The sequence below is a fragment of the Streptomyces sp. NPDC005303 genome (assembly GCF_040607335.1).
Taxonomy (GTDB): Bacteria; Actinomycetota; Actinomycetes; order Streptomycetales; family Streptomycetaceae; genus Streptomyces.
This window is the reverse complement of record NZ_JBEXGM010000010.1, coordinates 35976-62369: the sequence shown is the minus strand read 5'-3', so window position 1 is coordinate 62369 and position 26394 is coordinate 35976. Positions and strand designations below refer to the sequence as shown.

Genomic DNA, 26394 nt, shown 5'->3' with positions numbered 1-26394 from the left:
GGGTCCGGCTTGAGTCCTGCTCTTGTCCTGCGCGAATGTATCAATCACCATAGTCATCGATGGGTAATGATTTGAACCACGAACCGCGCGACGGGCGCGACCTGGTCATCGGCCTCGACGCCGGCGGCACCCGCACCCGCGTGGTCCTCGCCGCCGCCGCCGACGGCCGCGTGCTGGGCGAGGGCACCGGCGGGGCCGGCAACGCCATGACGGTCCCGGTCCCGCAGCTCACCGACCACCTCACCGAGGCACTGGCCCGGGTGGTGCCCGAGGAGGCGCGCGTCCGCGTCGTGGCCGTGACCGGCGGTTTCGCGGGCGCCACGGCGGCCTCCGAGGACGACCCCGGCACCGGCAGGGCCCGCACGGCCCTCACCGAGGCGCTGCGCCGCCTGGGCATCCCGACCGGCCGGGTCGGCGTCTGCAGCGACATCGAGGCCGCCTTCGCCGCCGCCCCCGGCACCCCCTCCGAGGGCCTCGCCCTGGTCGCGGGCACGGGCGCGGTCGCCATGCGCATCACCGGCCGGCACGCCACGACCACCGTGGACGGCGACGGCTGGCTCCTCGGCGACGAGGGCAGCGGCTTCTGGATCGGCCGCAGCGCGGTCCGCGCCGCCCTGCGCATGGCCGACGGCCGCGGCCGTCCGACGGTCCTCGCGGGCTGGGTCGGCAGCACCCTGGGCCTGCCGGTCGACGTCCTCCCGAAGGGCGGAATCCCTTCCTACGACCGCGGCGGCACCGTCCCGCCGAGCGGTACCGCGCCCCACCCCACCGGCGTCCCCGGCTGGGCACGCGCCCGGCGTGAGGACTTCCGCCGCCATCTGCTGCCCGCCGTCATGGCCGATCCGCCGATCCGGCTGGCCCGCTTCGCCCCGCTGGTCGCCGAGGCCGCCGCCGAGAAGGACACCGTGGCTCAGACGATCCTGAACGAGGCGGCGGACCACCTGCTGGAGGCCGTACGGGCGCTGGAACCGCGACCCGGTGAGCGGATCGTCGCCACGGGCGGGCTCCTCGGACCCGAGGGGCCGCTCACCGCCCCGCTGGCCGAACGCCTCCACGCGCACGGCCTGAGCCTGGACTGGGTGGCCGACGGCTGCCCCGGCGCGGTCGCCCTCGCACGGCTGGCGCACCCGTCATGAGCGACGCCGCCTACCGCGACCCCACCGCCCCGACCGACGCGAGGGTCCGGGACCTGCTGTCCCGGATGACCCTGCGCGAGAAGGTCGGCCAGCTCAACCAGCGGATGTGCGGCTGGGACGCCTATCGCCGCACCCCCGACGGCGGCTTCGAACTCACCGAGGCCCTGCACGCCGAGACCGACCGTTTCGAGGGACTCGGCGCCCTGTACGGCGTCCAGCGCGCCGACGCCTGGTCCGGCGTGGATCACGGGAGCGGACCGGGGGCGGAGGACGGGGCCGCCCTCGCCGAGCTGGTGCAGCGGCATGTCGTGGCCCGGAGCCGGCTCGGCATCCCGGCACTGTTCGTGGAGGAGGTCCCGCACGGCCTCATGGCCCTCGACGGCACGGTCCTCCCGGTCAACCTGGCGGTCGGCGCCACCTGGGATCCCGAGCTGTACGAGCGCGCCGCCGCCCACGCCGCCGCCGAACTGCGCGCCCGTGGCGGCCACGTGGCCCTCGTCTCGGCACTGGACATCGCCCGCGACCCGCGCTGGGGCCGTACCGAGGAGTGCTTCGGAGAGGACCCCCATCTCGCGGGCCGGCTGACACAGGCGCTGGTCCGGGGAATGCAGGGCGCCTCTCCGGACGGCCTCTTCGCCGCCGACAAGGCCCCGGTCGTCCTCAAGCACTTCGCCGGGCAGGGCGCCACCGTCGGCGGCCGCAACTCCGCCGAGTCCGAGCTGGGCTGGCGTGAGCTGCACGAGATCCACCTCCCCGCCGCCCGGGCCGGTGTCCGCGCGGGCGCCGCCGCCGTGATGGCCGCCTACAACGAGGTCGACGGCATGCCCTGCTCCGGCAACCGCGCCCTGCTCACCGGACTGCTGCGCGAGGAGTGGGGTTTCGACGGACTCGTCATGGCGGACGGCCTCGCCGTCGACCGGCTGGCCCGGATCACCGGCGACAAGGTCTCCGCGGGCGCCCTCGCCCTCAACTCCGGGGTGGATCTGAGCCTTTGGGACGAGGGCTTCACCCACCTGGAGGAGGCGGTCGAGCGAGGGCTCGTCAAGGAGACCGACCTCGACACCGCCGTCGCCCGCGTGCTGCGGCTCAAGTTCCGGCTGGGGCTGTTCGATCCGCAGCACACGACGCGCTCTGCTCCGCCCGGCGGAGAGGAGCTCAGCAAGGACGTCGCCCGGGCCGCCGTCACCCTTCTGCGCAACGACGGGGTGCTCCCCGTCGGCGGGCACGTCTCACGGATCGCCGTACTCGGCCCCCAAGCGGCCACCACCGCCCACCAGTCGGGCGACTACACGGCCCCGCAGCGCCCCGGCACCGGCAGCAGCGTCCTGGACGCCCTGCGCAGGCTCGCCCCGCCCGGCCTCGACATCCGCCACGCCCCCGGCTGCTCGCTCACCGGTGACGACCTCTCCGGCGTCCCGGCGGCGATCGCCCAGGCCGCCGCGTCCGATTTCGCCGTACTGGTGCTGGGGGGCAGCAGCGCCCGTACCTCCGAGACCGAGTTCGACGCCAACGGGGCCGCGCTCAAAGCGGTCTCCGAGATGACCTGCGGCGAGGGCGTCGACCTGGCCGAACTGCGGCTCGGAGCAGCCCAGTACGCCTTGCTGGACGCCGTGGTGGCGACGGGCACGCCGACCGCGGTCGTGCTGGTCCAAGGGCGCCCCCACATCGTCCCGGACACCGCGCCCGCCCTGCTGTCCGCCTGGTATCCCGGCCCCTGGGGCGGCGAGGCGATCGCCGAGGTGCTGCTCGGGCTGACGGAGCCGGCGGGCCGCCTGCCCGTCTCCGTGCCCCGCTCGGCGGCCCAGCTCCCCGTCTACTACAACCACAAGGACACCGAGTACGCCGGATACGTCGACGAGAGCGCCGAGCCGCGGTACTCCTTCGGGCACGGGCTGTCGTACACGAGCTTCGCGTACGGCGAGCCACGCCTGACGGGACCGGCGGTCGAGGTTGATGTCACCAACACCGGTCATCGGTACGGGCGTTCGGTCGTCCAGGTCTACCTGCGCCGCCTGATCACCCCCACCTGGCCGCGCACCCTCGAACTGTGCGCGTTCGAGGGTGTCGGCCTGGCGCCGGGCGAGCGCCGTACGGTGACCGTGCCGCTGGAAGGCCTCAGCGGCACGGTCGAGATCAGGGTCGCCGCCTCCGCCCGGGAGGCGCTCGAAGCCCGGGGTCAGAGTTTGACGGCCCCCGACGACACGCCCTTGTAGAACCACCGCTGGGTGATCACGAACAGCACCAGCACCGGGATCACGGAGATCACCGAACCGGCCATGACCATCCGCTGGTCATAGCCGAACGACGAGCTCTGCAGACGGGAAAGCCCCAGCGTCAGCGTCATGTTGCTCTCGGAGCGCAGCACGATCAGCGGCCACAGGAAGTCGTCCCAGGCGCTGATGAACGTGTTGATGACGACCACCATGATCGCGCCCCACGCGGACGGCAGATACAGGTACCGGAAGCGCTGCCACTCGTTCGCGCCGTCGAGCATCGCCGAGTCCTCGATCTCACGCGGGACCGCGAGGAACGCGCCGCGCATGAGCAGGACGTTGATGGCGCCGACGAAGCCGGGCAGCCACACGCCCGCCAGGCTGTCGACCAGACCAAGGTCGCGGATGCTGATGAACAGCGACACCATGATCGACTCGAACGGGAACATCATCGAGGCGACCAGCACCACCCAGACCGCCTTGCGGCCCTTCCAGGCGGGCTTGGAGAGCATGTAGCCGGCCGTCGTGGAGAAGACCAGCTGGCTGGTGATCGACAGGGCGACCACGATCAGGCTGTTCTTGATGTACGACCACACCGGCACCTGGTCGAAGACGGTCCGGTAGGCGCGCAGCGTCGGGTGGTGCGGCAGCAGGGTGGCGTCCGCGCCGAAGACGTCCTCGCTCGTGCCCTTCAGGGAGGCCAGCAGCTGCCACAGCAGCGGGCCCACGGTGAGGCCGAGCACCAGGAGGAGGAGCAGATAGCGGACGACCAGCTCGCGCGGACGGCCGTAGTCCCGCCAACGCGGCATCAGGCGACGGCCCTTGGTCTCGACGACGGTCGTCGTCATGACTCGTCCTCCTTGGTCAGACGCTGTGCCAGCAGGGTCAGCCCCAGCGTCAGCGCGAACAGGGCCACGCTGACGGCCGAGCCGTATCCCGCGTTGCCGGTGATCGGGTCCAGGCCGACGTCCCGGATGTAGAACGGCAGGGTGCGGTCGGCGCCGCCGGGGCCGCCGGTGGAGCTGCCGAGCATGTAGATCTCGGTGAACACCCTGAGCGAGCCGATGCCGGTGAGGGTGCCGACGAGCATCATGGCCTGCCGGACGCCGGGGACCGTGATGTGCCAGAAGCGGCGCACGGCACCGGCGCCGTCCATCTGCGCGGCCTCGTGCAGTTCCCTCGGCACGTTCCCGAGGGCGGCCAGGTAGAAGATCATGTACCAGCCGAGGCCCTTCCACAGGGTCAGGCCCATCGCGGAGAGCAGGATCAGCCAGGAGTCGGAGAGGAAGGGGATGGCCGACTTGATCAAGTGGGCCTTCTCCAGCCAGGTGTTGACCAGGCCGTCGTCGGCGAGCAGCCACTGCCAGCTCAGACCGACGACCACGCTGGAGGCGAGCACCGGCGTGTAGAAGGCGGAGCGGAAGAAGCCGATGCCGGGCAGGTTCCGCTCCACCAGGACGGCCAGCATCAGCGGCAGCAGCACCATCAGGGGTACGACGATCACCGCGTAGAGGATGCTGTTGCGGGTGGCGAGCCAGAAGTCGTCGTCCTGGAGCATCCGCGTGTAGTTGTCGAGCCCGACGAAACCCGCGGTGCCGCCCAGCGGCTTGGCGTTGGTGAACGACAGCAGGAGCGTGTTGAGGAACGGGAACACCCCGAAGACCACCGCACACCCGATCGCGGGGGCGGTCCACAGCCACGGCAGCCACCAACGGCGGTACATGGCCGCTCCGTTGGCCCCGGGAGCGGGTCCGGGCAGCGCGGCCCTGGCGAGTCGGCGGAGGCGGGACGGGGCCGGGCCCGGCGCGGGGGTCGGGGCCTCCACGCCGGACACCGGATGCGTGATCTGTGCCGTCACCGTCAGCTGCCCTGCTTCAGCAGCTCGTTCGACTTCTCCTGGGCGTCCTTGACGGCGTCCGCGGCGCTCTTCTTGCCCTGCATGGCCAGCTGCACCTGGGACACGATGGCGTTCTGCACGGCCGGGGAGAGGTTGGTCTGGTTGGTGTCGGCCGTCTTGAGCTGGTCGGCGACGAGCTTGCGGGCCTGCGAGAACGGGTCGCTGCCGGTGACGTTCTGGAAGAACGGGTCGTTGAGCGACTCCGTGGTGGTCGGGAAGATCACCACGTCGGGGTCCTTGCACCAGGCCGTCTGGTTCTCGGCGTTGGTCAGGAACTCCGCGAACGACAGCGCCGTGGGCGCGTTCTTGCTGGTCGCGGCGACCGATATGTACTGCGGGGCGCCGGCGGAGGCGCGGCCGAGGGCGTCGTAGGGCTGCTGGCCGACGGCCGTCTTGTCGTAGACCGACGGGCTGTTCTGCTTCACGAACCGTACGAAGCTCGGGTTCGTCGAGCCGTAGGCGACCTTGCCCTGGCTGTAGAGCGTGGACGGGTCGTTGCTGGAGGACAGCGAGTCCTTTGGCATCGCGCCCTCCTTGTACAGCTTCGCCATCCAGGCGACCCACTGGGTGGTGCGCGGGTCGTCGCCGAAGACGGCGGACTTGCCGTCGGCGGAGAGGACCTTGATGCCCATCTGGTCGAAGTCGGCGGGGATGCGCCAGATCGGGTTGGCCATCGTCGCGAAGAACTTGCCGTCGGCGGCCTTGGCGACCTTCTCGTAGTCGGCGAAGAGCCCGAAGATGCTCGTCGGCGGCTTCGCCGGGTCGACACCGGCCTTGGCCAGCAGGTCCTTGTTGTACGTCAGCAGGACACCGCCGGTGTACCAGGGCAGCGTGGTGTGGATCGCCTTGCCCGAGGCGTTGGCGAAGGTGGCGGTCTTCCAGAACGACGGGACGAAGGGCTTGGAGGCGTCCGGGTCCTTGGTGTCGAGGTCGAGCAGATAGCCGGCCTTGGTGAGGGCGGTCGCCGTCGGCGCGTTGACGTTGATGACGTCGGCCATGGTGCAGGCCTGGGCGTCGGCGACGGTCCGGCTCGTGAAGGTGTTGTCGCCGGGGTCGTCGATCCACTTGACCTTGGTGCCGGGGTGGGCCTTCTGGAAGTCCGCGATGACTCCGTTGAAGAAGTCGCCGAAGTCTTTCTTCAGGTTGGTGGTCTGGAAGGTGATCGTGCCCTTGACGTCTCCGGTCAGCTTCCCCGACCCGACGTTGCCCTTGTCGACCTTGCAGCCGCCGGCGGTGGCGTCACCGCTGTCGGAGCCGCCGCTGAGGCCGCAGCCGGTGGCCGCGAGCGACAGAACGGCGATACAGGTCAGGGTGCGGGTCAGTCTCTTTGCGCGCATGTGATGCCCTCCACGGCTGGTTCAATGAACCAACTCCGACTCCGATTGATGAAAAGGTGGACCAGAATTCATCGGAGGTCAATGGTTTGCTGTGTTGCGTTTAGGTTCCGTACGAGATCAGTGACGGTGTTCGTGGTCCGGATGGGAGGGATCGCCGGGGTGTTCGTGCCCGTGGGAGTACGTCACGCCGCCGCGTGCCTGGTCCAGCCAACCGAAGAACGCCTGGCGGCCGGCTGCCTTGCGGAGCTCGCGTTCGATGCTGTCGCGGACCTCTTCGTACGGCAGCAGATCTTCCGGGTCCGCCCCGTCGAAGGGGCTGACGCCCCGCCTCAGCGCCGCGTGGGTGAGGAAGCGGTCCTGGTTGCGGTCGTGGTAGTCCCGTACGGCCGTCTCGGGGACCGTCTGTTCGGCTTCCAGGGCGGCGAGGAGGGTGCGGGCGGCGGGGGAGTGGGCGAGGGCTGCGGCGACGATGCTGCCGAGGTCCGCCACGTCTGTCTCGGCGACGGCCAGGACGGAGGCGGGGGACACCTCTTCCGGGACCTTCAGGCCCCGGTCCGTGCAGGCCCTTCGGGCGAGTTCGTCGGTGACCACGACTTGTGTGGCCCAGCGGCGTCTTTGTCTCGCGACAGAGGGTGCCTCTGTTTGCCGTCTGGCGGGTGCGGGCTCGTTGTGGCTGGTCGCGCCGTTCCCCGCGCCCCTGAAGGGGCGCCTTTCCAGGAACGAGTCCACCCGTTCCCTCGGCAGGGGTTCGCCGTCTATCAGTGCTGCGTGTTCCGGCGTCACGGGGTCACCTCCAGGGGGATGGTCCTCGTGTACGCCACCTGGCCGTTCCACGCCGCCTTCGCCATGAGCCAGTACGCGCCCGGGGGGATCAGTGAGGCGTCCACCTCGATGACGGACTGCATCCGCTCCCCGCCCGGCACCGTGAAGCCCTGGAGGCCCGGTGTCACGCCCTGCCACGTGCCCCAGGACGACACCGCCCACAGCTGACCGCCGACCGGGCCGCGGGTGGAGTTGTGCAGGCTCACCGGAACCTGAGCCCGCTCACCCCTGCGCACGGTGATCCGGTCGGCGGCCAGGTCGCACACCAGGCCCCGCCCCGGGGGCGGTCCGCCTGGTACATCGAGGCCCACGACGTCCTCGTACGTCTGGCCGCCGTACGACAACCGGGCCGTGAGCCAGTGCCGGCCGGGCTCGGCGTCCGGCGGCGGTGTCACCGTCACCTCGGTCAGCGAGAAGCCGCCGGGCCCGAGCGCGTACGGCAGTTCGGCGGGCTCCGCGGACCAGCCGGGCGGCACCTCGAAGACCACCGTGCCCTTCGTCGAGGTGTCCGTGAGCTCGGAGCCGATCCGGACCGTCGCCGTGACCGGGCCGGTCACGGTGAGCGCGGTGGGCGAGAGGTACACGGACACCGGCATGTTGCCGCGCGGGGCGGGGCCGGAGTTGTGCAGCCAGTAGCGGGTGTGGACCGGCTGTGCGGGCTCGTGGGCGGCGACGCCCGGGTCGGTGCCGGGCTCCGGTGCCTGTGGGGGCGTGGCCAGGACGGTGGCCACCTCGAAGCCGGTGAGCCCGGCCTCCAGCGCCCCCTCGGTGTCCGGGAGCAGGGGCTCCCCGGGCCTTTCCAGTACGTCCGCCCGGGCACCCTCGGTCCAGGCGACCGGTCCGCGTACCCGGGCCCGCACCGGCCGCCCGTTGACCTCGTGCACGCGGACGACGACTCCGCGCCCCGGATCCACCGGCGCCGCGCTGCCCCTGGCCAGCGGGGAGCCCAGCGGCTTGAAGGCGTCGAGGAGCACCTCCCGGGCCGGCTCCACCTCCAGCAGGGAGGTCTTGCGGGGCAGGAGCGCGGACGCGCCCTCGCCGCGCACCCGGGCCGTGAGCGGATGGTTGAACTCGTGTCCCCGCGCGGGGAGCTGGAGGTCCCGCCAGTCGCCCTCGCCCGCGACGACCGCGTACTGGAAGGTGTGCGACCAGCGCTGGAGCTGGAAGCCGGAGCCGTCGGGAGTCGTGCGACGGGGCGGGTCCACCCAGATGCCGGACGGCCAGCCCGTGCAGGAGCGCATCAGGGACATGTAGAGGTCTCCGGAGGTGGTGACCACACAGCCGGGCGTGCCCCGGTTCAGGACGGCGAACCCGCGCCCGTCCCAGGCGTCACCGGGCGGAAGTGCCTCGCCGCCGCCCGCCGCCGTGGCGGTGACGGTGAAGTCCTCCAGGTCCGCGATCAGCGCGTCGACGGCCTTGGCGTCCCCCGAGAGGTCGGCGCCCGCGATCACCAGCAGCGGCAGCCGCTCCAGATCGCGCAAGTCGGCGCCGGGCACCCACTCCTCGCGCAGCGAGGCGCGCGGCGCGACCCACACGGCCGCGACCCCCTGCGCGGCGACCTGGCGGCGCAGCTCGCGGTCGGCCGCCGGGTCCATGGCGAGCGCCTCGGCGACCAGGGAGTTGCGCTCGGGGCCGCCGACGGCGATCCGGATGTCGGGAAGGTTGGAGTCGACCTCGAGGTCGCCGTAGCGGGGGCCACCGGCGATGGTCGAGGTCGCCGTGACGCCCGCGCGGACCAGGGCCGCCGCGAGCGGGGCGCCCAGCTCACCCGCCTCGTCCCAGTCGGCGTACACCAACTCGGCCACCCCGAAGGCCCGTTGCCCGAGCAGCGCCCCGGAGCCGTCCCGCAGCGCCACCCGGGCCGTGGACCCCAGTGCGAACCAGGAGTTGGCCGGGTTGTCCAGCGTCCACGGAAACTGTTCGCTGTCCACCTCCACGAACCCGAAGCCCCGCCCGATCACCGCGTCGGCGACCTCGTGCACGGGCAGCCCGCCCCGCACGTCGGAGGGCCAGCGGACCCGGATGAGGCGGTCCTCGCCGTCGTAGCCGTCGATCGTCGTGGAGACGTCGAGCCGGTCCACACCGGTCCAAAGGGTGAGCTGTTGCGTGCACTTGAACAGTCCGAGGTCGGCGCGGACGGTGATCCGGGACCCGGCCGGGGAGTGCTCGACGCCGACGTCGGCGGTCACCTCCCCGCTGCGGGCGGCCGTCGTGCCGGTCGGGGTGAGGTGCCAGGGGCCCTCGCCGAAACGCGGGTGCCTCGGGAACTCCTCCTGGACGACCAGTTCGTTGCCGATGTCACCGGCGGGCAGGAGCTCCCGGCCGCCCTCGGCCACGGCCCGCAGACTGCTCACGGCACCGCCGCGCGCGGGGTCGACCGTCACCTCGTAGAACTCGTTGCGGATGGTCGTGCCCTCGCCGGAGGCCCACTCGGGAAGCGAACCGGCGGCCAGGGGCAGCGACTTGAGGCCCATGCCCGGCACCTGCGGGACGACCACCCGCAGGGTGCCGTCCTTCTCGCGCACGGCGGGCAGCGGCTGGAAGTCGTCGCCGACCGGCACCAGGCCGGGGTCGTCGACGGTCAGCACGTCCTGTCGTTCCCAGGTGACGGAGTTGAAGACCACCAGGTCGGATCCTGTACCCGGCTCCACCCGGTCGGCCAGCGCCTTCGTCGCGTCGGCGTGCACGGTCTCCGCCAGGTCGGCCAACTCCCGCCAGCCGGTGAGGAGATCGATGTACACCTGGTCCGACTCCGAGCCGGTGATGGCGTCGTGGTGGGCGCCGTAGACCAGCTGCCGCCACGCCTTGTCGAGGGCCGCGTCCGGATAGGGGTGCCCGGTGACGAGGGAGGCGAGGGTCGCCCAGGCCTCCGCGTCGGCGAGCAGCGTCTCGCCGTACCGCTGGGCCTGCTTGGTGTCGATGTAGGAGACGTCCTTGCCGGTGTAGACCGGGTTCATGTCCCGGGTCTGCGGCGAGGCCCTGCGGCCCTCGGCGTCCAACTCGGCGCGCACGGCGGCGAAGAAGTCCCGCGGGATGCCGGAGACGAACCGCGGCCAGACGTACCGGGCGTTCCAGTCCCGGTGGATGTCCATCACCCAGCGGCACGGCGGGGCATAGTCCCCGCCGACCGGGAGCAGTACGTTGCGCGTGAGGGCGACCTTCTTGAGCCCCCGGAACAACTTGAACGCCTCGGCCTCCGCCTCGGGCAGTGTGGGCGCGTTGTCGATCCGCCAGCCGGCGCCGTAGTGGTTGACCATGTACGCGGTGAGGATCCCGCGCCCCGAGGGGGCGATCCAGTCGAACTCGGCCGGGAACTGCATCCGCCGCGGATCCCGCGGCTCCTCCCCGAACACGGAGAGCGTGGGGCCCCACTGGTGGAACGGCCCCCGCGCCCAGGAGCTCGACGTGACCCCCGCGTCCGCCATCAGCCCCGGGAACTGCGGGTCGTGCCCGAACGCGTCCAGCTGCCAGGCGGTCTCCGGGGACGCCCCGAGGATCGCGCGCTGGTACCCGTCGCCGTACAGGGCGTTGCGTACGGTCGCCTCGGCGCCGGTGAGGTTGGTGTTCGGCTCGTTGTAGGTGCCGCCCATGATCTCGACGCGGCCGGTGCGGATCAGCTCGCGCAGGAAGCCGCGCTCCTCCGGGAAGGTGTTCCAGTACGGCTTGAGGTAGTCGACCTCGGCGAGCACGAAGGTGTACGCCGGATCGCGCCGGGCCAGATCGGAGTGCGCCCGGACCAGGCTCATCCCGGACTGGCCCCGTGAGTCGAAGGTGCGGGCGGGCAGACCGGTCGTGGCCGGGGCGTCGGCGACGTCCCAAGTCTCGGTGTAGGCGCCTTGGGTGTTCCACCAGACGGGGTCGTAGTGGAAGTGGCTGACCATGAACATGGTCCAGCCGGGCTCGGCGACCGTGAACTCGCCGGTGCCGCTCGCGGTCTCGTCCCCGTCGGTCGCGGTGACCGTGATCGGTCCGTCGGTGCCGGTCACGGGTATCTCGGCGCGTACGGTGCCGTCCTCGCCGACGGTGACGACGGTCTCCCCGGCACCGCGTCCCTGGACCGTCACACGGACCGAGCGGCCCGGGACGTGCTCGATCCCGGCCGCCACCACCTGGAGCGGTTGCTCGGGTGTACCGACGAACAGCTCGGTCGACTCAACAGAGGTGACGCGCATGGGGCTCCTACGAGATGACTCGGGGGAGCCCCATCCTGGCATCGTGGGGATGATTCAAACAACCATCTTCGTGTTATCTCGGTGGTTCATCCATGCAAGATCGGTCACGGGCGCGGGTCAGCGTGTGCGGCGGGTCTTCACCGCGTGCTGCGGGGTGATGTGGTCGGTGAGGGCGAGGGAGGAGCTGGCCCGCTGGTAGGCCACCTGGCCGACCCGGACGTAGAGGCAGTCGACGATCATCAGGACGGAGTGCCGGCCGCCGATGCTGCCGGTGCGGAAACTGGTCTCCGAGGTCGCCGAGATGAGCCGGATGTCGGCCGCCTTGGCCAGCGGGGAGCGCGGGTCGGTGGTGATGGCGATGGTGGTCGCGCCCCGCTCCTTGGCCATCTCGAAGGGTTCGAGGGTCTCGCGGGTGGCGCCCGAGTGGGAGATCCCTATGGCCACGTCGGCCGGGGTCAGCAGCGCCGCGGAGGTTGCCGCGCCGTGCACCTCGGTCCAGCCGCGCACCTGGCAGCCGATGCGGAACAGGCGCGTCTCGGTCTCCTGGGCGACCGCGCCGCTGCCCCCGACGCCGTACACGTCGATGCGGCGGGCCTTGGCCAGTGCCTGCGCCGCGCGCTCCAGGGCGTCGAGGTCGATGCGCTCGATGGTCTGCTGGATCGCGCGCAGGTCCGCGCTGCCGACCACCTGGACGACCCGCTCCAGACTGTCGTCCGGGGAGATGTCGGGACCGATCTCGGCCGAGCCCCAGTCGGAGACCTCGCCGCGGCCGCGCTCCTGGGCCAGCTCGATCAGCAGATGCTGGTAGGAGTCGAGCCCGATGGCCCGGCAGAACCGCGTCACCGTGGCCTGCGAGGTTCCGGTGCGGCGGCCCAGCTCGGCCGCGGAGCAGTGCGTGACGGCGGCCGGATCCTCCAGGATCAGCTCGCCGACCTTCCGCAGGGAACCGGCCAGCCGGGGCAGCTCGGTGCGGATCAGTGTGGTGACGTCGGTCGGAGGCATGGAAAGAAGGTATCAGCCACCCTTAGCGCCTCTGATTGAATACCAGGACCGCGTTGTGGTTTATTGATTCATCCATGGGTGGTTGAATGGTGGTTCAATCCATCAGTGGGGAGTGTCGCGTGTCCGTCGAGCCAGTCAGCGCCCAGCGCTTCGCCGAACAGAGCCTGGACGTCCTCCGTCATGTCATCGAGTCCGCCCGCGAGGACGTGCGCCGCGCCGCCGAGCTGATCGCCGACTGCATTCGCGCCGACGGTGTGATCCAGGCCTTCGGCACCGGCCACTCCCAGGCGATGGTCCTGGAGGTCGCGGGTCGCGCGGGCGGCCTGGTGCCCACGAACCGGCTCCAGATGTCGGACCTGGTCCTCTACGGCGGCGACGCGCCGAGCGTGCTCGACGACCCGCTTCTGGAACGTGAGCCGGGAGTGGCGGTCCGGCTGTACGACCTTGCCGCTCCCCAGGCCCAGGACCTCTTCGTGATCATCTCCAACTCCGGTGTCAACAACGTCATCGTGGAGATGGCGTTGCATGCGAGATCGCGGGGACACAAGGTCCTCGCGATCACCTCCCTCACGCACACCGGGGCGGTGCCCGCGGGGCACGAGAGCGGGAAGAAGCTGGTGGATCTGGCGGACGTGGTGCTGGACAACGCGGCGCCGGTCGGGGACGCGACGCTTTCGTTGCCGGGGGGTGGGGCGGTGGGGGCGCTGTCCACTCTGACCGGCGTGATGCTGGTGCAGATGGTGGTGGCCGAGGCTTCGGGGTTGCTGCTTGCTGCGGGGGAGCGGCCGCCGGTTTATGTGTCGGCCAATGTTCCCGGTGGGTTCGAGGGGAACCTTGAGCTGGAGAAGAAGTACGCGGGGCGGGTTCGGCGTACTGCGACCTAGGGGTTGTCTGGGGTGTCGCGGGGAGCTGCGGGCCGGTGGGGGCTGGTCGCGCAGTTCCCCGCGCCCCTATGTGTGAGAGCCCTTACTCGACAGGTACCGGAGTCAGGGCGACCGCCAGTGGATAGGCGCCTGTTGCGTAGGGCTTACCGGTGCTGCCGGTGCTTGTGTCCACCGGCACCAGGGCGTTGCCGTCGGCCGTCGTCACGTAGGCCGTGCCGCCGTTCCAGTCGAGGGATACGTCGAAGGCCGACCTGCCGACCTTGACCGTGGCGCCGGGGGCGCCGGTCACCGTGTTCACCGGGGTGATCGTGTCGCCGTTGCTCGGGCTCACCCAGAGGGTGCGGCCGTCCGGGGACAGGCCGAGGCCGTATGCCTGGCCGGTGACCAGGAAGGTCGGCTCGGTGTCGTTCGTCGCCGTGTCGATCGGGGTCACCGTGGAACCACCGGAGTTGGAGACGTAGACGGTCTTTGAGTCGGGGGCGGCCACGACGTTGAAGGGGCTCGGGCCGACCGGGATCGCCGTACCCGCCTTGTCGGTGGCGAGGGCGACGGGGGTGACCGTGTTGTCGTGGATGTTCGCCACGTAGAGGGTTCTGCCGTCGGGGGTGACCGCCATGTTCTCGGGGCCGGCGCCGACCGGGACCGGTGTCCCGGTCCTCAGGGTGGCCGTGTCGATCGACTGCACGGTGCCGTCCGTGTAGTTGGCTACCCAGAGGGTGTCACCGTCCGGGGTGAGTGCCAGGCCCGCGGGGACCTTGCCCACGGCGACCGTGGCGGTGACCTTGCCGCTCGCCACGTCGATCACGCTGACCGTGTTGCTGCCCTGGTTCGCCGCGTACGCGGTACGGCCGTTCGCGCTCACCACGACCTCGCCGGGGTTGGCGCCGACGGCGATGTTCGTCGTCGTTCCGGAGGCCAGGTCGATCGAACTCACCGACGCGCCACTGAAGTTCGCCGTCAGGGCTCGGGGCGTGCCGGTGCCGTCCGTGACCTGGACCGGCAGGGCCCGGTCGAGGATGCCGGTGCCTTCGACGACGACCGAGTGCACGCCCTCCGTGCTGCCCGTGAGGGTGATGGTGGCCTTGGTGTCCGTGCCTTCCGAGGGCGTGGCGGTGACGCCGTCCGGCACGTCGAGCTTCCAACTGACCGTCTTCCCCTGAGTGTCGGAGAGGTCGAGGGCGACCGTGGCGGAGGCTCCGGGCTTCAGGGAGAGGGAGGCGGGGGAGAAGGACGCGTCCACTCCGGGGTCGGGGGCGTTCTCCAGCATCGTCGTGTACAGGAACTGATCCATCACGCCGGGCGAGACCTGCTGCGGTATGGCGTCCAACTCCTTGCGATCCCGCTGGAGTTGCTTCCAGTACGTCGAGACCGCGTCCGTGTCACCGGCCTTGTGGGCCAGCAGCAGTTCCACGGCCGTCCCGCCCGCGGTGCCGTAGCTGCCGAGTTTGTCGAGCCAGGCGGAGGTCTCGTCGAGGAAGCCGGGGTTGTCGAGCCGGGCCTGCAACTGGGCGGGGGTGGCGGCCATGTCGGTGAAGTAGGACTTCAGCGCGGCCGCGGCCCGGTCGAGTCCGCTGTCGTGCTCGTAGGCCTTGCGGAAGGCGGCGATCAGCCGGGTGAGGGTGGGGGACTCGGTCGCGTCCAGCTGGGAGGAGTAGTTGTTCTCGGCGAAGATCCGCAGCCACTTGGCCGCGTTGGGGCCCGCGAGGTCCCGGACCGAGGCGAGGAACGCCTTGCGCGGGTCGTAGGCGTTCGGGCTCCAGAGGTAGGCGGCCGAGGTGAAGAGGGCCAGTCGGCTCGCCTCGCCCTGGACCATCGGGTTGGCGGTCACTCCGGTCGCCGCCGCGGCGACGCCCGGCTCGCGGCCCGTGTAGGGGCCGAGGAGGAGACGGCTGGTGACGTAGTCGTTGACCGGGTAGTTGTCCCAGACCAGGATCGGGTGGCCGTAGACCTGGCGGGCCTGCTCGACCTGGTCGGTGGTGATGGTGGGCGCGATGACGCCGACGCCGGTCCACTCGACGACCACGGACGGGTCGAGCCGCTCCCTGAGGGCCTTCTTGTACGGGGAGTCGGCGAGGTCGGAGTACTCGGTCGGGACCGTCTCCAGCGGCTGGAGACCCGGGTGCGTGGCGGAGAAGTCCTTCCAGACGGTGTTCAGCAGATGCGCCTGCGCGGCACCGGCCGCACCTCCCCCCGTCCCGAATTCCCGCTCGTCCTCTGGGCAGTTCCACTTCGTGTAGCTGATGTCGTCCAGCGGGATCGCGAAGGAGCGGACACCGATGGCGTACAGCGAGTCGAACTTGGCGGTGAGCGCCTTGACGTCGGCGCCGGAGGAGTAGCAGACCGACAGGCCGGGGGAGAGGGCGTAGGTGAAGCGGACGTGGTCGGCGTCCGCCCGGTCGACCAGTTCCTTCAGCTGCGCCAGCGTTGCCGCCGGGTACTCGTCCCGCCAGCGGGCGCGCAGGTAGTCGTCGTCCTTGGGGGAGTAGACGTAGACGTTCTGCTTGGTACGGCCGTAGAAGTCGAGCTGGGCGAGCCGCTCGGCGTGCGTCCAGGGGGTGCCGTAGAAGCCTTCGATGACTCCGCGGAGGGCGGCGGTGGGCCAGTCACGCACCTTGACCACGGGCAACTCACTTTTGCCGGCGAGGAGTTGGCGCAGTGTCTGGGCGGCGTAGAAGGTGCCGGTGGGGTCGACGCCGGAGAGGGCCAGGAGTGCCTGGCCGTGGCTGCGGCCGGCGGCCAGGACATAGCCGCCGGAGACGAGGCCCGACGGGGAGGCGGCGCCCAGGCGGGTCAGGGCCCGGGCGGTGGCGGGGTTCTCGCCGGGGCCGCCGAGGTAGACGGTCAGGGCGGCCGCGGGCGGCCGGTCACCGGCGTCGACCGCGGTGATGCGGTCGGCTCCGGCAGCCCTGAGGGCCGCCTCGGCAACCCGTCTCGCGGACGGGTCGGTGTGGGGGCCGACGACCTCGACGACCCGGCGGGGGACGGGGATCCGGCCGCTTCCGACACTCATGCTCTGCGGAGTCGGCCAGACCTGGGGCGCGGACTGCCGGGACTCGGCGGTGGCGGGTGCCGCCGGTGCCGCGAGGCCGAGGGCCAGGAGCAGGACGACGGCCGTACGTCTGAGACTGATGAATGAATCCACCCTGGAAGGCTATGGATGTTGAATGAAGCATTCAATGGGGCGAATGTTCAAAGAACCTTCCGATGCACGAGGGCCGACATGCACAGCACCCCGGGCAGCAGCGGCAGCCACACCGTCAGGACGCGGTAGCCGATGAGGGTCGCCGTGCCGACGCTCACCGGGACGCCGTAGACGGCGAGGGTGAAGACCATGGCCGCGTCCACCGGGCCGATGCCGCCCGGCGCGGGCACCGATCCGACCGCGCTGCTCGCGGCGAGGTACGCGAACGCGACCTGCGCCCAGGACAGCGTCACCCCGAGCGAGGCGCCGACCGCGTGGATCACGCTCGCCTGGAGCAGCGGTGCGGCGGCCGCACCGCCCCACAGGGCGAGGATCCGGCTGGGCATGGTGTGCAGACGGCGGGCGTCGGTCAGGGCGGTGCGCACGAACGTGACCGCCGGGCGGCGCAGCGGGCGGACCAGGGTCAACAGCAGCAGTGTGCCGCCGAGTCCGAGTCCCGCGGCCACCAGGGGCAGGAACAGCATGCGCCGGTCCGGGACGAGATCACCGAGCCGCAGCAGGCCGGGCAGCGCGATCAGGAAACCGATCAGGACGAGCGTCTTGGCGATCGGCCTGACCAGCGCGTACAGGGCGAGCGAGGCGGTGGCACGGGCCAGCGGAATGCCCTGGCCCTGGAGGAAGCGCAGGGTGACGGCGTGGGCGCCGAGACTCGCCGGCAGTACGTGGTTGGCGGCGCCGGCGGCGAACTGCGAGGCCACCAGGGGCCCCGGTGGCAGCCGCTCGGGCAGCGCGCCCTGTCGTACGACGGAGGCGGAGATCCAGCCCAGACAGGTGTAGAGGAGTCCGACGAGCAGCCAGCCGGGATCGGCCGAGGTCAGCCGCGCGGTGCCGTCGTACAGGGCACGCCAGTCCAGCACCGCCCAGATGCCGATGAACGCGAGCGGGAGGACGGTGAGCAGGCGGCGGGTCAGACGGGTCAGTGAGCGGCGGGAACCGGCGGGAGCCGGAGCCGGGGCGCGGATCGGGAGCGGGGCCGGGGCGGTGGCGGGGAGCGGCCCCGGGGGACCTTCGAGCGGAAGCAGGGACACGGCGCACGTCGTCCTTTCGCGTCATGCCCCGTGCGGGACACGGGGCATGACGGAGGCAAGGCGATGCAGAGGGGACGAGGGAAACGTTCCCGCTCGGTGTGACGTTCAAATGTCCGGCAGCCGAAGGAGCGCGGGCGGGTGGGCGAGGACGGGGTGGGGCGTCGCTGCGAAACGGTCCGCCGTCGTCGACATGGCCACCTGCTGACCCCACCCCCCACCTGTCCGGGCCGGGCGCGCACGGCCGGTCCGGACAGGGCCCTCACCACCCCGTGAGCAGCAGATGGTTGACGAGCAGCGCCAGCACGGCCTGCCCGGCGAGCCAGCCGCGCGCTCCCGTCAGGAAGGCGCACGAGGGCAGCAGCCACGCGGCGAACGGCAGCCAGATCCGCTCGGTCTCCGCCTTGCTCATCCCGGACAGGTCGGCGGCGAGCAGCGCGAGGAGAGCGCTGAGCACCAGCAGACAGAGCCGGAGATCGCCACGGTCCGACCACCACTGACTCCAGGGGCGCCTGGAGCCGCGCGACCAGCGCCCACCGTGCCACAGCCGAACGACAGCCCGCCGCACCCCCGCCACCGTCGCCGGCCCGACGATCAGCACCGTGCACGCGAGGTTCGCCCACACCCAGTACCCGTACGGCCGCACCCCGCCCGCCCCCTGGTAGTACCGCGTCGTCAGCAGCCGGTACCCCTCCCACCAGGCGAACCCCGACACGGTGAACAACACCGGCACGACCAGGAAACCGGCCAGGGCGAACAACAAGGGCCGGCGTGCGGAGCCCAGCAGGAGCACGGCCCCCGCGACGAGGACCATGAGCGTCAGGCCGTACGACAGATAGACGGTCAGGCCGAACAGCAGCCCCGAGCAGCAGCCGTTCAGGACCGGCCGGAACCCGCGCACGGCGAGGGCGAGCAGGGCCACCGCCCAGGCGGCCACCGCCGCGAAGTACCCGTCCGCGGAGGTGCCCACCCAGACCGCGGCCGGGGCCAGGACCAGGAAGGGCGCGGCGCGGCGGGCGAGCGACTCGTCGGCCAGGGTCCGCACGGTGACCAGGACCGCGACCGCCGCGGTCGTGCCGACGGTGATGCACCAGGTCCCGGCCCAGCCCCCGCCGCCGAGGCCGACCCGGTCGAGCAGGACGAAGGTCAGGGTCGCGCCCGGGGGATGCCCGGCGACATGGGCGCCCCAGTTGTCCGGTGCGTCGATCAGGATGTGCCGGGTGAAGTCCCGCAGGGCCGCCGGGATGTCGTGGAAGCGACCGACGGCCCGCAGATACTCGTTCCTGGTGGTGAGCTGCTCGGCGACGCCCCGGTACCAGCCGTCCACGAGGGCCAGGGACCAGGTCCAGGCCATGCCCGCGCCCCAGACGGCGAGCAGCAGCGGGCGCCAGGTGAGCCGCGCCGCGAGTGAGGGGCCGTACGCCACCACGGCGGCCGCGACGAGCACCGCGGCCGGGGTGCCGGGGCCGACATGCGGCTCCCAAGTCGCCAGCAGGGGCGGCCAGCCGACGCGGAGCGAGCCGTTCCGGTGCTGGATCGCCCAGCCGACCAGCACGGCAGCCAGCACGAGGAGCGCGGCGCACACGGCCGCGTAAAGGTCACGAACAAGGTCCCGGTTCACCCGGACGACGCTAGGGCGCACCCTCACCCCCGTACGGCTGACATGCGACGACGTCAGACTTTCGTCATGGTTCGCGGGCCGGTCCACGGGGTGGCGCGGGCCTACCGTCGGGGCATGGCACGGTCTCCCTTCGCACCCTCCTTCTGGCGCAGCCCGCTGCGCGGCCCCTGGCTCACCTCGGTCCTCGGGGTCGTGCTCCTCGGCGGCATCACGCTGTTGTTCGTGACGGGCCTGCTGTCGTACGCCGCCTACAACCCGAACCTCGCGCCGGTGAACGACAAGACCCCGGACAAGGGGATCCTCGGCTTCTACCTCTTCTCCTGGCCGACCGACCCGGTGTGGCTGTACCGGCTGAACCAGGGCGTCCACGTCACCCTCGGCGTCACCCTGGTCCCCGTGCTGCTGGCCAAGCTGTGGTCGGTGGTGCCGAAGCTGTTCACGCTGCCGCCCGCGCGGTCGCTCGCGCACGCCCTGGAGCGGCTCTCGCTGCTGCTGCTGGTCGGCGGGGCCCTGTTCGAGTTCGTGACCGGGGTGCTCAACGTCCAGCTGGACTACGTCTTCCCGGGCTCCTTCTACCCGCTGCACTTCTACGGGGCGTGGGTGTTCTTCACCGCGTTCGTCGCCCACGCCGTGCTCAAGACGCCGCTCGCCCTGCGCAATCTCCGCCGACTCCGGGCACGTCCGGAACTCCCCGAGGAGCACAGCGAGTTGGTGTCACCGGACCCGGCCGAGCCGACCGTGTCGCGGCGCGGGGCGCTCTGGTTCGTCGGCGGCGGGTCGCTGCTGCTGTTCGTCACCACGGCCGGGCGGAGCTTCGACGGCGTCCTGCGCCGAACCGCCTTCCTCACCCCGCACGGCGGCGCCGAGCCGGGATCCGGGCCGGACGGCTTCCAGATCAACAAGACCGCAGCGTACGCGGGGATCGACCCGGCGGAGACGGGCGAGGAGGCATGGCGGCTGGTCGTCACGGGGCGCGACGGCCGTGCTGTCCGCCTCAGCCGTGCCGATCTCCTCCAGCTCCCCTTGCACAGTTCGGCACTGCCCATCGCCTGTGTGGAGGGCTGGTCGACCTCCGACCAGTGGTGGCGCGGGGTGCGGCTGCGGGACCTCGCGGCGCTCGTCGGGTACGAGGGCGATCCGCCGGACCTCTTCGTGGAGTCGCTGCAACGGCACGGTGCCTTCCGGCGGGCCGCCCTGCGCGCCAACCAGGTCGCCGACCCGCGGTCCCTGCTCGCCCTGTCCGTCAACGGCGAGGACCTGACCCCCGACCACGGCCACCCGGCCCGGATCATCGTGCCCGCGGCACCCGGTGTGCTCAACACCAAGTGGGTGGCGCGACTGACGTTCGGAGACCTGTGATGCGGATCCCTCTCGGCAGTCCCCTCCAACTCCTCCTGCTCGTCTGCTCGTTCGCCCTCGCGGGATATGCGGGGGTGCGGCTGCTGGCAGGAGACTGGTTCGGGGTCGCGCTGTGGTTCGTGGCGGCGGCCGTCCTGCACGACCTGGTGCTGCTGCCGCTGTACGCGGCGGCGGACCGGGCGCTGGTGAAGACGGCGGGCCGGCACGTCATGTACGTCCGGGTCCCCGCCGCCTTCTCCCTGCTGCTCCTGCTCGTGTGGTTCCCGCTGATCACGGGGCAGGTCGCACACCGCTACGCCGGGGCGACCGGCCTGTCCCCGGACGGCTTCCTGGCCCGCTGGCTGCTGGTGACGGCCGCGCTCTTCGGCGGTTCGGCCCTCGTCCTCGTCGTACGGCGGCGCAGGGCGACGAAGGAACGGCCGCCCGCCGTCCACTGATCCACGGGCGCCCAGCCGCTGCGGGCCGCGTGCCGCAGCAGGGCGCGGGTGCCGAGCCGGGCCCACGGGAATGGGCTGCCGACGGCACCACGGGCGTCGGTGACATGCACCTGGACCCGCTCGTCGAGGTCCGGGTCGGTGACCGTCTCGGCGATCAACAGGCCGCCGGGCTCAAGGAGTTGGGCGGTCCGGTAGAGCAGGGCCTGGGGGTCGCCGCCGATGCCGACGTTGCCGTCGATCAGCAGCGCGGTGCCCCAGCGCCCCTCTCCGGGCAGGGAGTCGAAGACGGACCGCCGCAGGGCCTGTCCGCCGAGCGCGACGGTCCGCGCGACCGCCGCCTCGCTCACGTCGATGCCGAGCACCCGCCGGCCCCGGGCCCCGAGCGCGGCGACGAGCCGCCCCGGACCGCAGCCGACGTCCAGCACCGCGCCCTCGCAGCGCCGCAGCACCTCCAGGTCCGCGGCGTCCGCGGCGGCGCACCAGCGCTCCAGTTCGAGCGGCAGCAGCCATCCGTCGGAGCGGCGCAGAAAGAGGGGCCCGCGGCCGGTGCGAAGGGCCCGTGCATAAGGGTCGGCGGACCAGGTGCCGTCGTCGGGGGTGCCGTCCGTCGCCTGCGACCCCGGGCCGCCGGTCCCGGTTCCACCCACGAGGGCACCCGACCGCCCCGCACCGGAGGTGATGTCGTACGGCCGGACACCGACGCCCGGGACTGTCGGCCGGGGGCCGGGGAACGTGCCGGTCGTCGCCGTCGCCGTCGCGACCGGCTCCGAGTCCGCGTCGGGCCCGGCCCCCGTCCCGCCGTCCGGTCGTACGGGTGCCGCGTCCGTGGTCGGCCGTGTCGCCACGCCGGCCCGCAGCCCCCTCACCGCGCCACCCCCGCGAGCCGGGCCAGCTGTGCCGCGAACCGTCCGGCCGGTGCCGCCCGCGCCACCAGTTCCGCGTCGGACGCCGTGTCCACGTCCCGCAGCGGCGGCAGCTCCCGCACCCGCAGTCCGGTCAGCCGGGCGCGCTGGGCCGCGCCGGTGTGGGGTGTCGACATGGGGACCCCGCGCAGCCGGGACGGGTCCGGTGCGGCCAGACCCAGCGCCCAGAAGCCGCCGTCCTCGGCCGGCCCGAAGTACGCGTCGCAGTCGGCGAAGTCCACCGTGAGCAGCTCCGGAGTCACCTGGGGTGTGTCCATGCCGATGAGCAGGGCCGGGCCGTCGCAGCCCGCGAAGGCCGCGGCCAGCCGTTCGTCGAGCCCGCCCGCGCACTGCGGTACGACCTCGAAACCGGACGGCAGCCAGGGGCCCGGCGTGCCCTCCAGGACCAGGACCCGGCGCCGGGCCGGGGTGCGGGCCACCACGTCGAGGGTGTCCGCGAGGGACGCCTCGGCCAGCGCGGCCGCCTGCTCGGGCGTGAACGGCGGGGTGAGCCGGGTCTTCACGTGCCCCGGCCTGGGCTCCTTGGCGATGACGAGAAGCGTGGTCACGCGCGCACCCCCGTCTCGTTCAGGACCTGGCTCATGTCCCGCACCGCCTGCCAGGTGCCCCGCCAGGTGCCCGTCACCTTCGAGGCGCCGGTGCGCGGGTGGTACGGCACGTCGTGTTCGGTGATCCGCCAGCCCGCGTCGGCCGCCCGCACCACCATCTGCAGGGGGTAGCCGCTGCGCCGGTCCGTGAGATCGAGGGCGAGCAGCGGCTCGCGCCGGGCGGCCCGCAGCGGGCCCAGGTCCCGCAGGCGCAGACCGGTGCGGCGGCGCAGCAGCCGGGCCAGCGCGAAGTTGCCCGCGCGGGCGTGCGGCGGCCAGGCACCGCGGGACTGCGGTCGGCGCCGGCCGAGCACGAGGTCCGCCTCACCGGCCAGCACCTCGGCCACGAACGGCACCAGGTTCGAAGGGTCCAGAGAGGCGTCGCAGTCGCAGAAGCACACGATGTCGGCCGTGGCCGCGGTCAGCCCCGCATGGCAGGCGGCGCCGAATCCGCGCCGCTCCTCGCGGACCACGGTCGCACCGAGGGCGTGGGCGATGCGAGCGGAGCCGTCCGTGGAGCCGTTGTCGACGACGAGCGCGCGCCAGCCGCGCGGGATGCGTTCCAGCACCCACGGCAGGGCCCCGGCCTCGTCCAGACAGGGCAGCACGACGTCCACGGACGCCGCTTGTTCGTTCACTGATGGGGTCGTCACGACGTTCACCCTACGAACATGAACCGGACAAACCGGGCTCCGGCTCCTTACGAAACAAGGACGTCGGCGGCCGCCTGCGGCACATTCGCGCGCGCGGTGCGAGGCTGGCGGCATGGAGCAGCAGCAGTACGCACAGACCCGGCCCCGGCCCCGGGTCCTCGTCGTCGACGACGACCCCACCGTCGCGGAGGTGGTCTCCGGTTACCTGGACCGGGCCGGATACCTCGTGGACCGGGCCGCCGACGGCCCCGACGCACTCGCCCGTGCCGCCGCGCACCGCCCGGACCTCGTCGTCCTCGACCTGATGCTGCCCGGCATGGACGGCCTGGAGGTGTGCCGCCGGATGCGGGGGCGCGGGCCCGTCCCGGTCATCATGCTCACCGCCCGCGGCGACGAGGACGACCGCATCCTGGGCCTGGAGGTCGGCGCCGACGACTACGTCACCAAGCCCTTCAGCCCCCGCGAACTGGTCCTGCGCGTCGAGTCCGTGCTGCGCCGCTCCCGGCCCGCCCCGCAGGCGGGCCACCTGGGCGCCGCCGGTCTCTCGCTGGACCCGGCGGCCCGCCGCGCCCTCAAGGACAGCACCGAACTCGCCCTCACCATCCGCGAGTTCGACCTCCTCGCCTTCTTCCTGCGGCACCCCGGCCGGGTCTTCAGCCGCGAGGACCTGATGCGTGAGGTGTGGGGCTGGGACTTCGGCGACCTGTCGACCGTCACCGTCCATGTGCGCCGGCTCAGGGGCAAGGTCGAGGACGACCCGGCCCGGCCCCGCCTGATCCAGACCGTGTGGGGCGTCGGCTACCGCTTCGACGGCTCACCGGAGTCCGACGGCTCACCGACGGAGGTGTGACCCGTGCGCGACACCCTCCTCATCGCCCTTTACGCCTTCCTCGGCGCCGTCGCCGCCGGACTCCTCGGCGCCTGGGTGCTGCTGCTGATCCGGCGCCGCTCGCTCTCCCTGCACCTCACCGTGGTCGCCGCCGTCGGTGTCACCGCGATGCTGGCCGGGACCCTCGCGGTCGCCCAGGCCATGTTCCTGTCCGGACACGACCTGCGGGTCGTCACGACCGTCGTCCTGATGGCCGCCGTGGTCTCGCTGGCCACCGCCCTGCTGCTCGGCCGCTGGGTCAGCGCCCGCAGCCGGGCCCTCGCGCTCGCCGCCCGCTCCTTCGGCGACGGCGGCGACTTCACCTCGCCCGGCGGCCCCACGACCGCCGAACTCAACGACCTGAGCCGCGAGTTGGAGGCCACCAGCGCCAAACTCGCCGAGTCCCGGGAGCGCGAACGCGCCCTGGAGTCCTCCCGGCGTGAGCTCGTGGCCTGGATCTCCCACGACCTGCGCACCCCGCTCGCCGGCCTGCGCGCGATGTCCGAGGCCCTGGAGGACGGCGTCGCCGCCGACCCCGCCCGCTACCTGAGGCAGATCCGCACCGAGGTCGAACGCCTCAACGACATGGTCGGCGACCTGTTCGAACTGTCCCGCATCCATGCGGGGACGCTGGCGCTGAGCCCGAGCCGGATCTCCCTGTACGACCTCGTCTCGGACGCGCTGGCGGGCGCCGACCCACTGGCCCGCGAGCACGGCGTACGCCTGGTGGGCGACCGCGTGGCGGCCGTGCCGGTCGAGGTGGACGGCAAGGAGATGAGCCGCGTCCTGGGCAACCTCCTCGTCAACGCCATCCGCCGCACCCCCGCCGACGGCACGGTGGCGGTGGCGGCCGAGCACCGTGCCGAGGGTGTCGTCGTGTCCGTCACGGACGGCTGCGGAGGCATCCCCGAGGAGGACCTGCCCCGCGTCTTCGACACCGGCTGGCGCGGCACGCACGCCCGAACGCCGCCCGCCGGCGCGGGACTCGGGCTCGCGATCGTCCGGGGCATCGTGGAGGCCCACGCGGGCCGGGCCACCGTACGGAACGTGCCCGGCGGCTGCCGCTTCGAGGTGGTGCTGCCGACGGCGGCCTCCTGAGAACGCGGCCGCCTGAGAACGCGGCCGCCGGAATCACGACCGTCAGAAAAAAAGGGTGGTGCCGCCCGCGGCCGCTTTCTTTCACGGGCGGCACCACCGGTCCGAGCGGGCCTAGCCGTCCCGCATCCCGGCGCCCGCGAACTCCCGCATCCCCTCGGCGAATCCGACCTGCGCCTTCCACCCCAGCTCCGCCCGCAGCCGCGCCGAGTCCGCCGTGATGTGCCGTACGTCCCCGAGGCGGTACTCACCGGTGACCTCCGGGGCGGGGCCGCCGTACGCCTCGGCCAGCGCGTGGGCCATCTCGCCCACGGTGTGCGGCTCGCCGCTTCCGGTGTTGTACGAGGTGAGCGCGCCGTCCCCGCAACTCGCCTCCAGCGCCGCCACGTTGGCCGCGGCCACGTCCCGTACATGGACGAAGTCCCGGCGCTGACCGCCGTCCTCGAAGACGCGCGGGGCCTCACCGCGGGCGAGCGCGGAACGGAAGAAGGAGGCGACGCCCGCGTACGGGGTGTCGCGGGGCATGCCCGGCCCGTACACGTTGTGGTAGCGCAGCGCCACCGCCGAACCGTCCGTGGCCCGCGCCCAGGACGCCGCCAGATGCTCCTGGGCGAGCTTGGTCGTCGCGTACACGTTCCGCGGGTCGACCGGGGCGTCCTCGCCGACCAGACCGGGGGAGAGATCCGCGCCGCACCGCGGGCACGGCGGCTCGAAGCGCCCCGCGTCCAGGTCGGCGACGGAGCGCGGGCCCGGCCGTACGGTGCCGTGCCGGGCGCAGGTGTACCGGCCCTCGCCGTACACCACCATCGACCCGGCGAGCACCAGCCGCCGCACCCCGAGCTCGGCCATCGCGGCGAGCAGGACCGCCGTACCGAGGTCGTTGTGCGAGACGTAGTCCGGGGCGTCCGCGAAGTCCACGCCCAGGCCGACCATGGCCGCCTGGTGGCAGACCGCGTCCACTCCGGTCAGGGCGCGGCGGACGGCGTCGGGGTCCCGCACGTCGGACGCCGGGTCGGCCCGGACGTCGTACGGGAGGGGCTCGTGGCCGTGTGCCAGAAGTGCCTCGACGATGTGGGACCCGATGAAACCGGCACCGCCGGTGACCAGTACGCGCATGCCCTCACGCTAGGGCCGGGACCGGCCCGGACGACCGGAGCGCGC

At 72.3% G+C, this 26394-nt stretch carries 19 protein-coding genes; 6 read left to right on the top strand and 13 right to left on the bottom strand.

From position 1 onward, the window contains the following. Nucleotides 1-59 precede the first annotated feature (59 nt). On the top strand, nucleotides 60-1136 hold the full coding sequence (locus tag ABZT93_RS17050) for a BadF/BadG/BcrA/BcrD ATPase family protein (protein ID WP_356104971.1): 1077 nt from the start codon (nucleotides 60-62) through the stop codon (nucleotides 1134-1136). Then, nucleotides 1133-3349: a glycoside hydrolase family 3 N-terminal domain-containing protein gene (locus ABZT93_RS17045; protein ID WP_356104969.1), complete on the top strand. Its 2217-nt coding sequence runs from the start codon at nucleotides 1133-1135 to the stop codon at nucleotides 3347-3349. The genes ABZT93_RS17050 and ABZT93_RS17045 overlap by 4 nt, the downstream gene beginning before the upstream one ends. On the opposite strand, the gene ABZT93_RS17040 is transcribed toward ABZT93_RS17045, so the two are convergent. The 6 genes from ABZT93_RS17040 to ABZT93_RS17015 all read right to left on the bottom strand — a co-directional run bounded on the left by ABZT93_RS17040 (nucleotide 3313) and on the right by ABZT93_RS17015 (nucleotide 12579). Beyond that, a complete protein-coding gene (locus ABZT93_RS17040) occupies nucleotides 3313-4197 on the bottom strand; it encodes a carbohydrate ABC transporter permease (RefSeq protein ID WP_356104966.1) in 885 nt (294 codons plus the stop codon). The two genes, ABZT93_RS17045 and ABZT93_RS17040, sit on opposite strands and share 37 nt — an antisense overlap. Then, nucleotides 4194-5207 carry a sugar ABC transporter permease gene (locus ABZT93_RS17035; protein WP_356104963.1) on the bottom strand — a complete coding sequence of 338 codons (1014 nt, stop codon included), beginning with the start codon at nucleotides 5205-5207 and terminating at the stop codon, nucleotides 4194-4196. The genes ABZT93_RS17040 and ABZT93_RS17035 overlap by 4 nt, the downstream gene beginning before the upstream one ends. A 2-nt stretch (nucleotides 5208-5209) precedes the next feature. Then, nucleotides 5210-6583 (bottom strand): extracellular solute-binding protein, encoded by a 1374-nt coding sequence (locus ABZT93_RS17030; protein ID WP_356104960.1) that lies wholly within the window; start codon nucleotides 6581-6583, stop codon nucleotides 5210-5212. A gap of 117 nt (nucleotides 6584-6700) precedes the next feature. Next, entirely contained in the window at nucleotides 6701-7366 is a 666-nt protein-coding gene (locus ABZT93_RS17025) for a peptidyl-prolyl cis-trans isomerase (RefSeq protein ID WP_356104957.1), read from the bottom strand. Further along, nucleotides 7363-11577, bottom strand: coding sequence for an NEW3 domain-containing protein (locus ABZT93_RS17020; protein ID WP_356104954.1), 4215 nt, complete (start codon nucleotides 11575-11577; stop codon nucleotides 7363-7365). The genes ABZT93_RS17025 and ABZT93_RS17020 overlap by 4 nt, the downstream gene beginning before the upstream one ends. 117 nt (nucleotides 11578-11694) lie before the next feature. Then, nucleotides 11695-12579 (bottom strand): MurR/RpiR family transcriptional regulator, encoded by an 885-nt coding sequence (locus ABZT93_RS17015; protein ID WP_356104951.1) that lies wholly within the window; start codon nucleotides 12577-12579, stop codon nucleotides 11695-11697. A gap of 119 nt (nucleotides 12580-12698) precedes the next feature. On the opposite strand from ABZT93_RS17015, the gene ABZT93_RS17010 reads away from it, so the two are divergent. Next, a complete protein-coding gene (locus ABZT93_RS17010; RefSeq protein ID WP_356104948.1) occupies nucleotides 12699-13463 on the top strand; it encodes an SIS domain-containing protein in 765 nt (254 codons plus the stop codon). 82 nt (nucleotides 13464-13545) lie between these two features. Here the strand turns inward: ABZT93_RS17010 and ABZT93_RS17005 are convergent, their stop codons facing one another. The 3 genes from ABZT93_RS17005 to ABZT93_RS16995 all read right to left on the bottom strand — a co-directional run bounded on the left by ABZT93_RS17005 (nucleotide 13546) and on the right by ABZT93_RS16995 (nucleotide 19311). Next, nucleotides 13546-16605 (bottom strand): beta-N-acetylglucosaminidase domain-containing protein, encoded by a 3060-nt coding sequence (locus tag ABZT93_RS17005; protein ID WP_356104945.1) that lies wholly within the window; start codon nucleotides 16603-16605, stop codon nucleotides 13546-13548. Nucleotides 16606-16652: 47 nt separating this feature from the next. Further along, nucleotides 16653-17693 carry a lysylphosphatidylglycerol synthase transmembrane domain-containing protein gene (locus tag ABZT93_RS17000; protein ID WP_356104942.1) on the bottom strand — a complete coding sequence of 347 codons (1041 nt, stop codon included), beginning with the start codon at nucleotides 17691-17693 and terminating at the stop codon, nucleotides 16653-16655. Between the two features lie 259 nt (nucleotides 17694-17952). After that, nucleotides 17953-19311, bottom strand: coding sequence for a hypothetical protein (locus tag ABZT93_RS16995; RefSeq protein ID WP_356104939.1), 1359 nt, complete (start codon nucleotides 19309-19311; stop codon nucleotides 17953-17955). Between the two features lie 114 nt (nucleotides 19312-19425). On the opposite strand from ABZT93_RS16995, the gene ABZT93_RS16990 reads away from it, so the two are divergent. Beyond that, entirely contained in the window at nucleotides 19426-20670 is a 1245-nt protein-coding gene (locus ABZT93_RS16990; protein ID WP_356104937.1) for a molybdopterin-dependent oxidoreductase, read from the top strand. A 292-nt stretch (nucleotides 20671-20962) separates the two neighbouring features. On the opposite strand, the gene ABZT93_RS16985 is transcribed toward ABZT93_RS16990, so the two are convergent. From ABZT93_RS16985 to ABZT93_RS16975, 3 genes are read right to left on the bottom strand one after another with little or no spacing between them, the layout of a single operon-like run. Continuing rightward, nucleotides 20963-21952, bottom strand: a complete 990-nt coding sequence (locus ABZT93_RS16985; RefSeq protein ID WP_356104934.1) for a methyltransferase domain-containing protein — start codon at nucleotides 21950-21952, stop codon at nucleotides 20963-20965. Nucleotides 21953-21969: 17 nt separating this feature from the next. Continuing rightward, a complete protein-coding gene (locus ABZT93_RS16980; RefSeq protein WP_356104932.1) occupies nucleotides 21970-22578 on the bottom strand; it encodes a DUF2064 domain-containing protein in 609 nt (202 codons plus the stop codon). Next, nucleotides 22575-23234, bottom strand: coding sequence for a glycosyltransferase family 2 protein (locus ABZT93_RS16975; RefSeq protein WP_356105348.1), 660 nt, complete (start codon nucleotides 23232-23234; stop codon nucleotides 22575-22577). The genes ABZT93_RS16980 and ABZT93_RS16975 overlap by 4 nt, the downstream gene beginning before the upstream one ends. Before the next feature lie 148 nt (nucleotides 23235-23382). On the opposite strand from ABZT93_RS16975, the gene ABZT93_RS16970 reads away from it, so the two are divergent. Together ABZT93_RS16970 and ABZT93_RS16965 are read left to right on the top strand one after the other, a co-directional pair. Next, nucleotides 23383-24120, top strand: coding sequence for a response regulator transcription factor (locus tag ABZT93_RS16970; protein ID WP_356104930.1), 738 nt, complete (start codon nucleotides 23383-23385; stop codon nucleotides 24118-24120). A 3-nt stretch (nucleotides 24121-24123) separates the two neighbouring features. After that, on the top strand, nucleotides 24124-25236 hold the full coding sequence (locus tag ABZT93_RS16965) for a HAMP domain-containing sensor histidine kinase (protein WP_356104927.1): 1113 nt from the start codon (nucleotides 24124-24126) through the stop codon (nucleotides 25234-25236). A gap of 111 nt (nucleotides 25237-25347) precedes the next feature. On the opposite strand, the gene ABZT93_RS16960 is transcribed toward ABZT93_RS16965, so the two are convergent. After that, on the bottom strand, nucleotides 25348-26349 hold the full coding sequence (locus ABZT93_RS16960; protein WP_356104925.1) for an NAD-dependent epimerase/dehydratase family protein: 1002 nt from the start codon (nucleotides 26347-26349) through the stop codon (nucleotides 25348-25350). Between the last annotated feature and the right edge of the window lie 45 nt (nucleotides 26350-26394).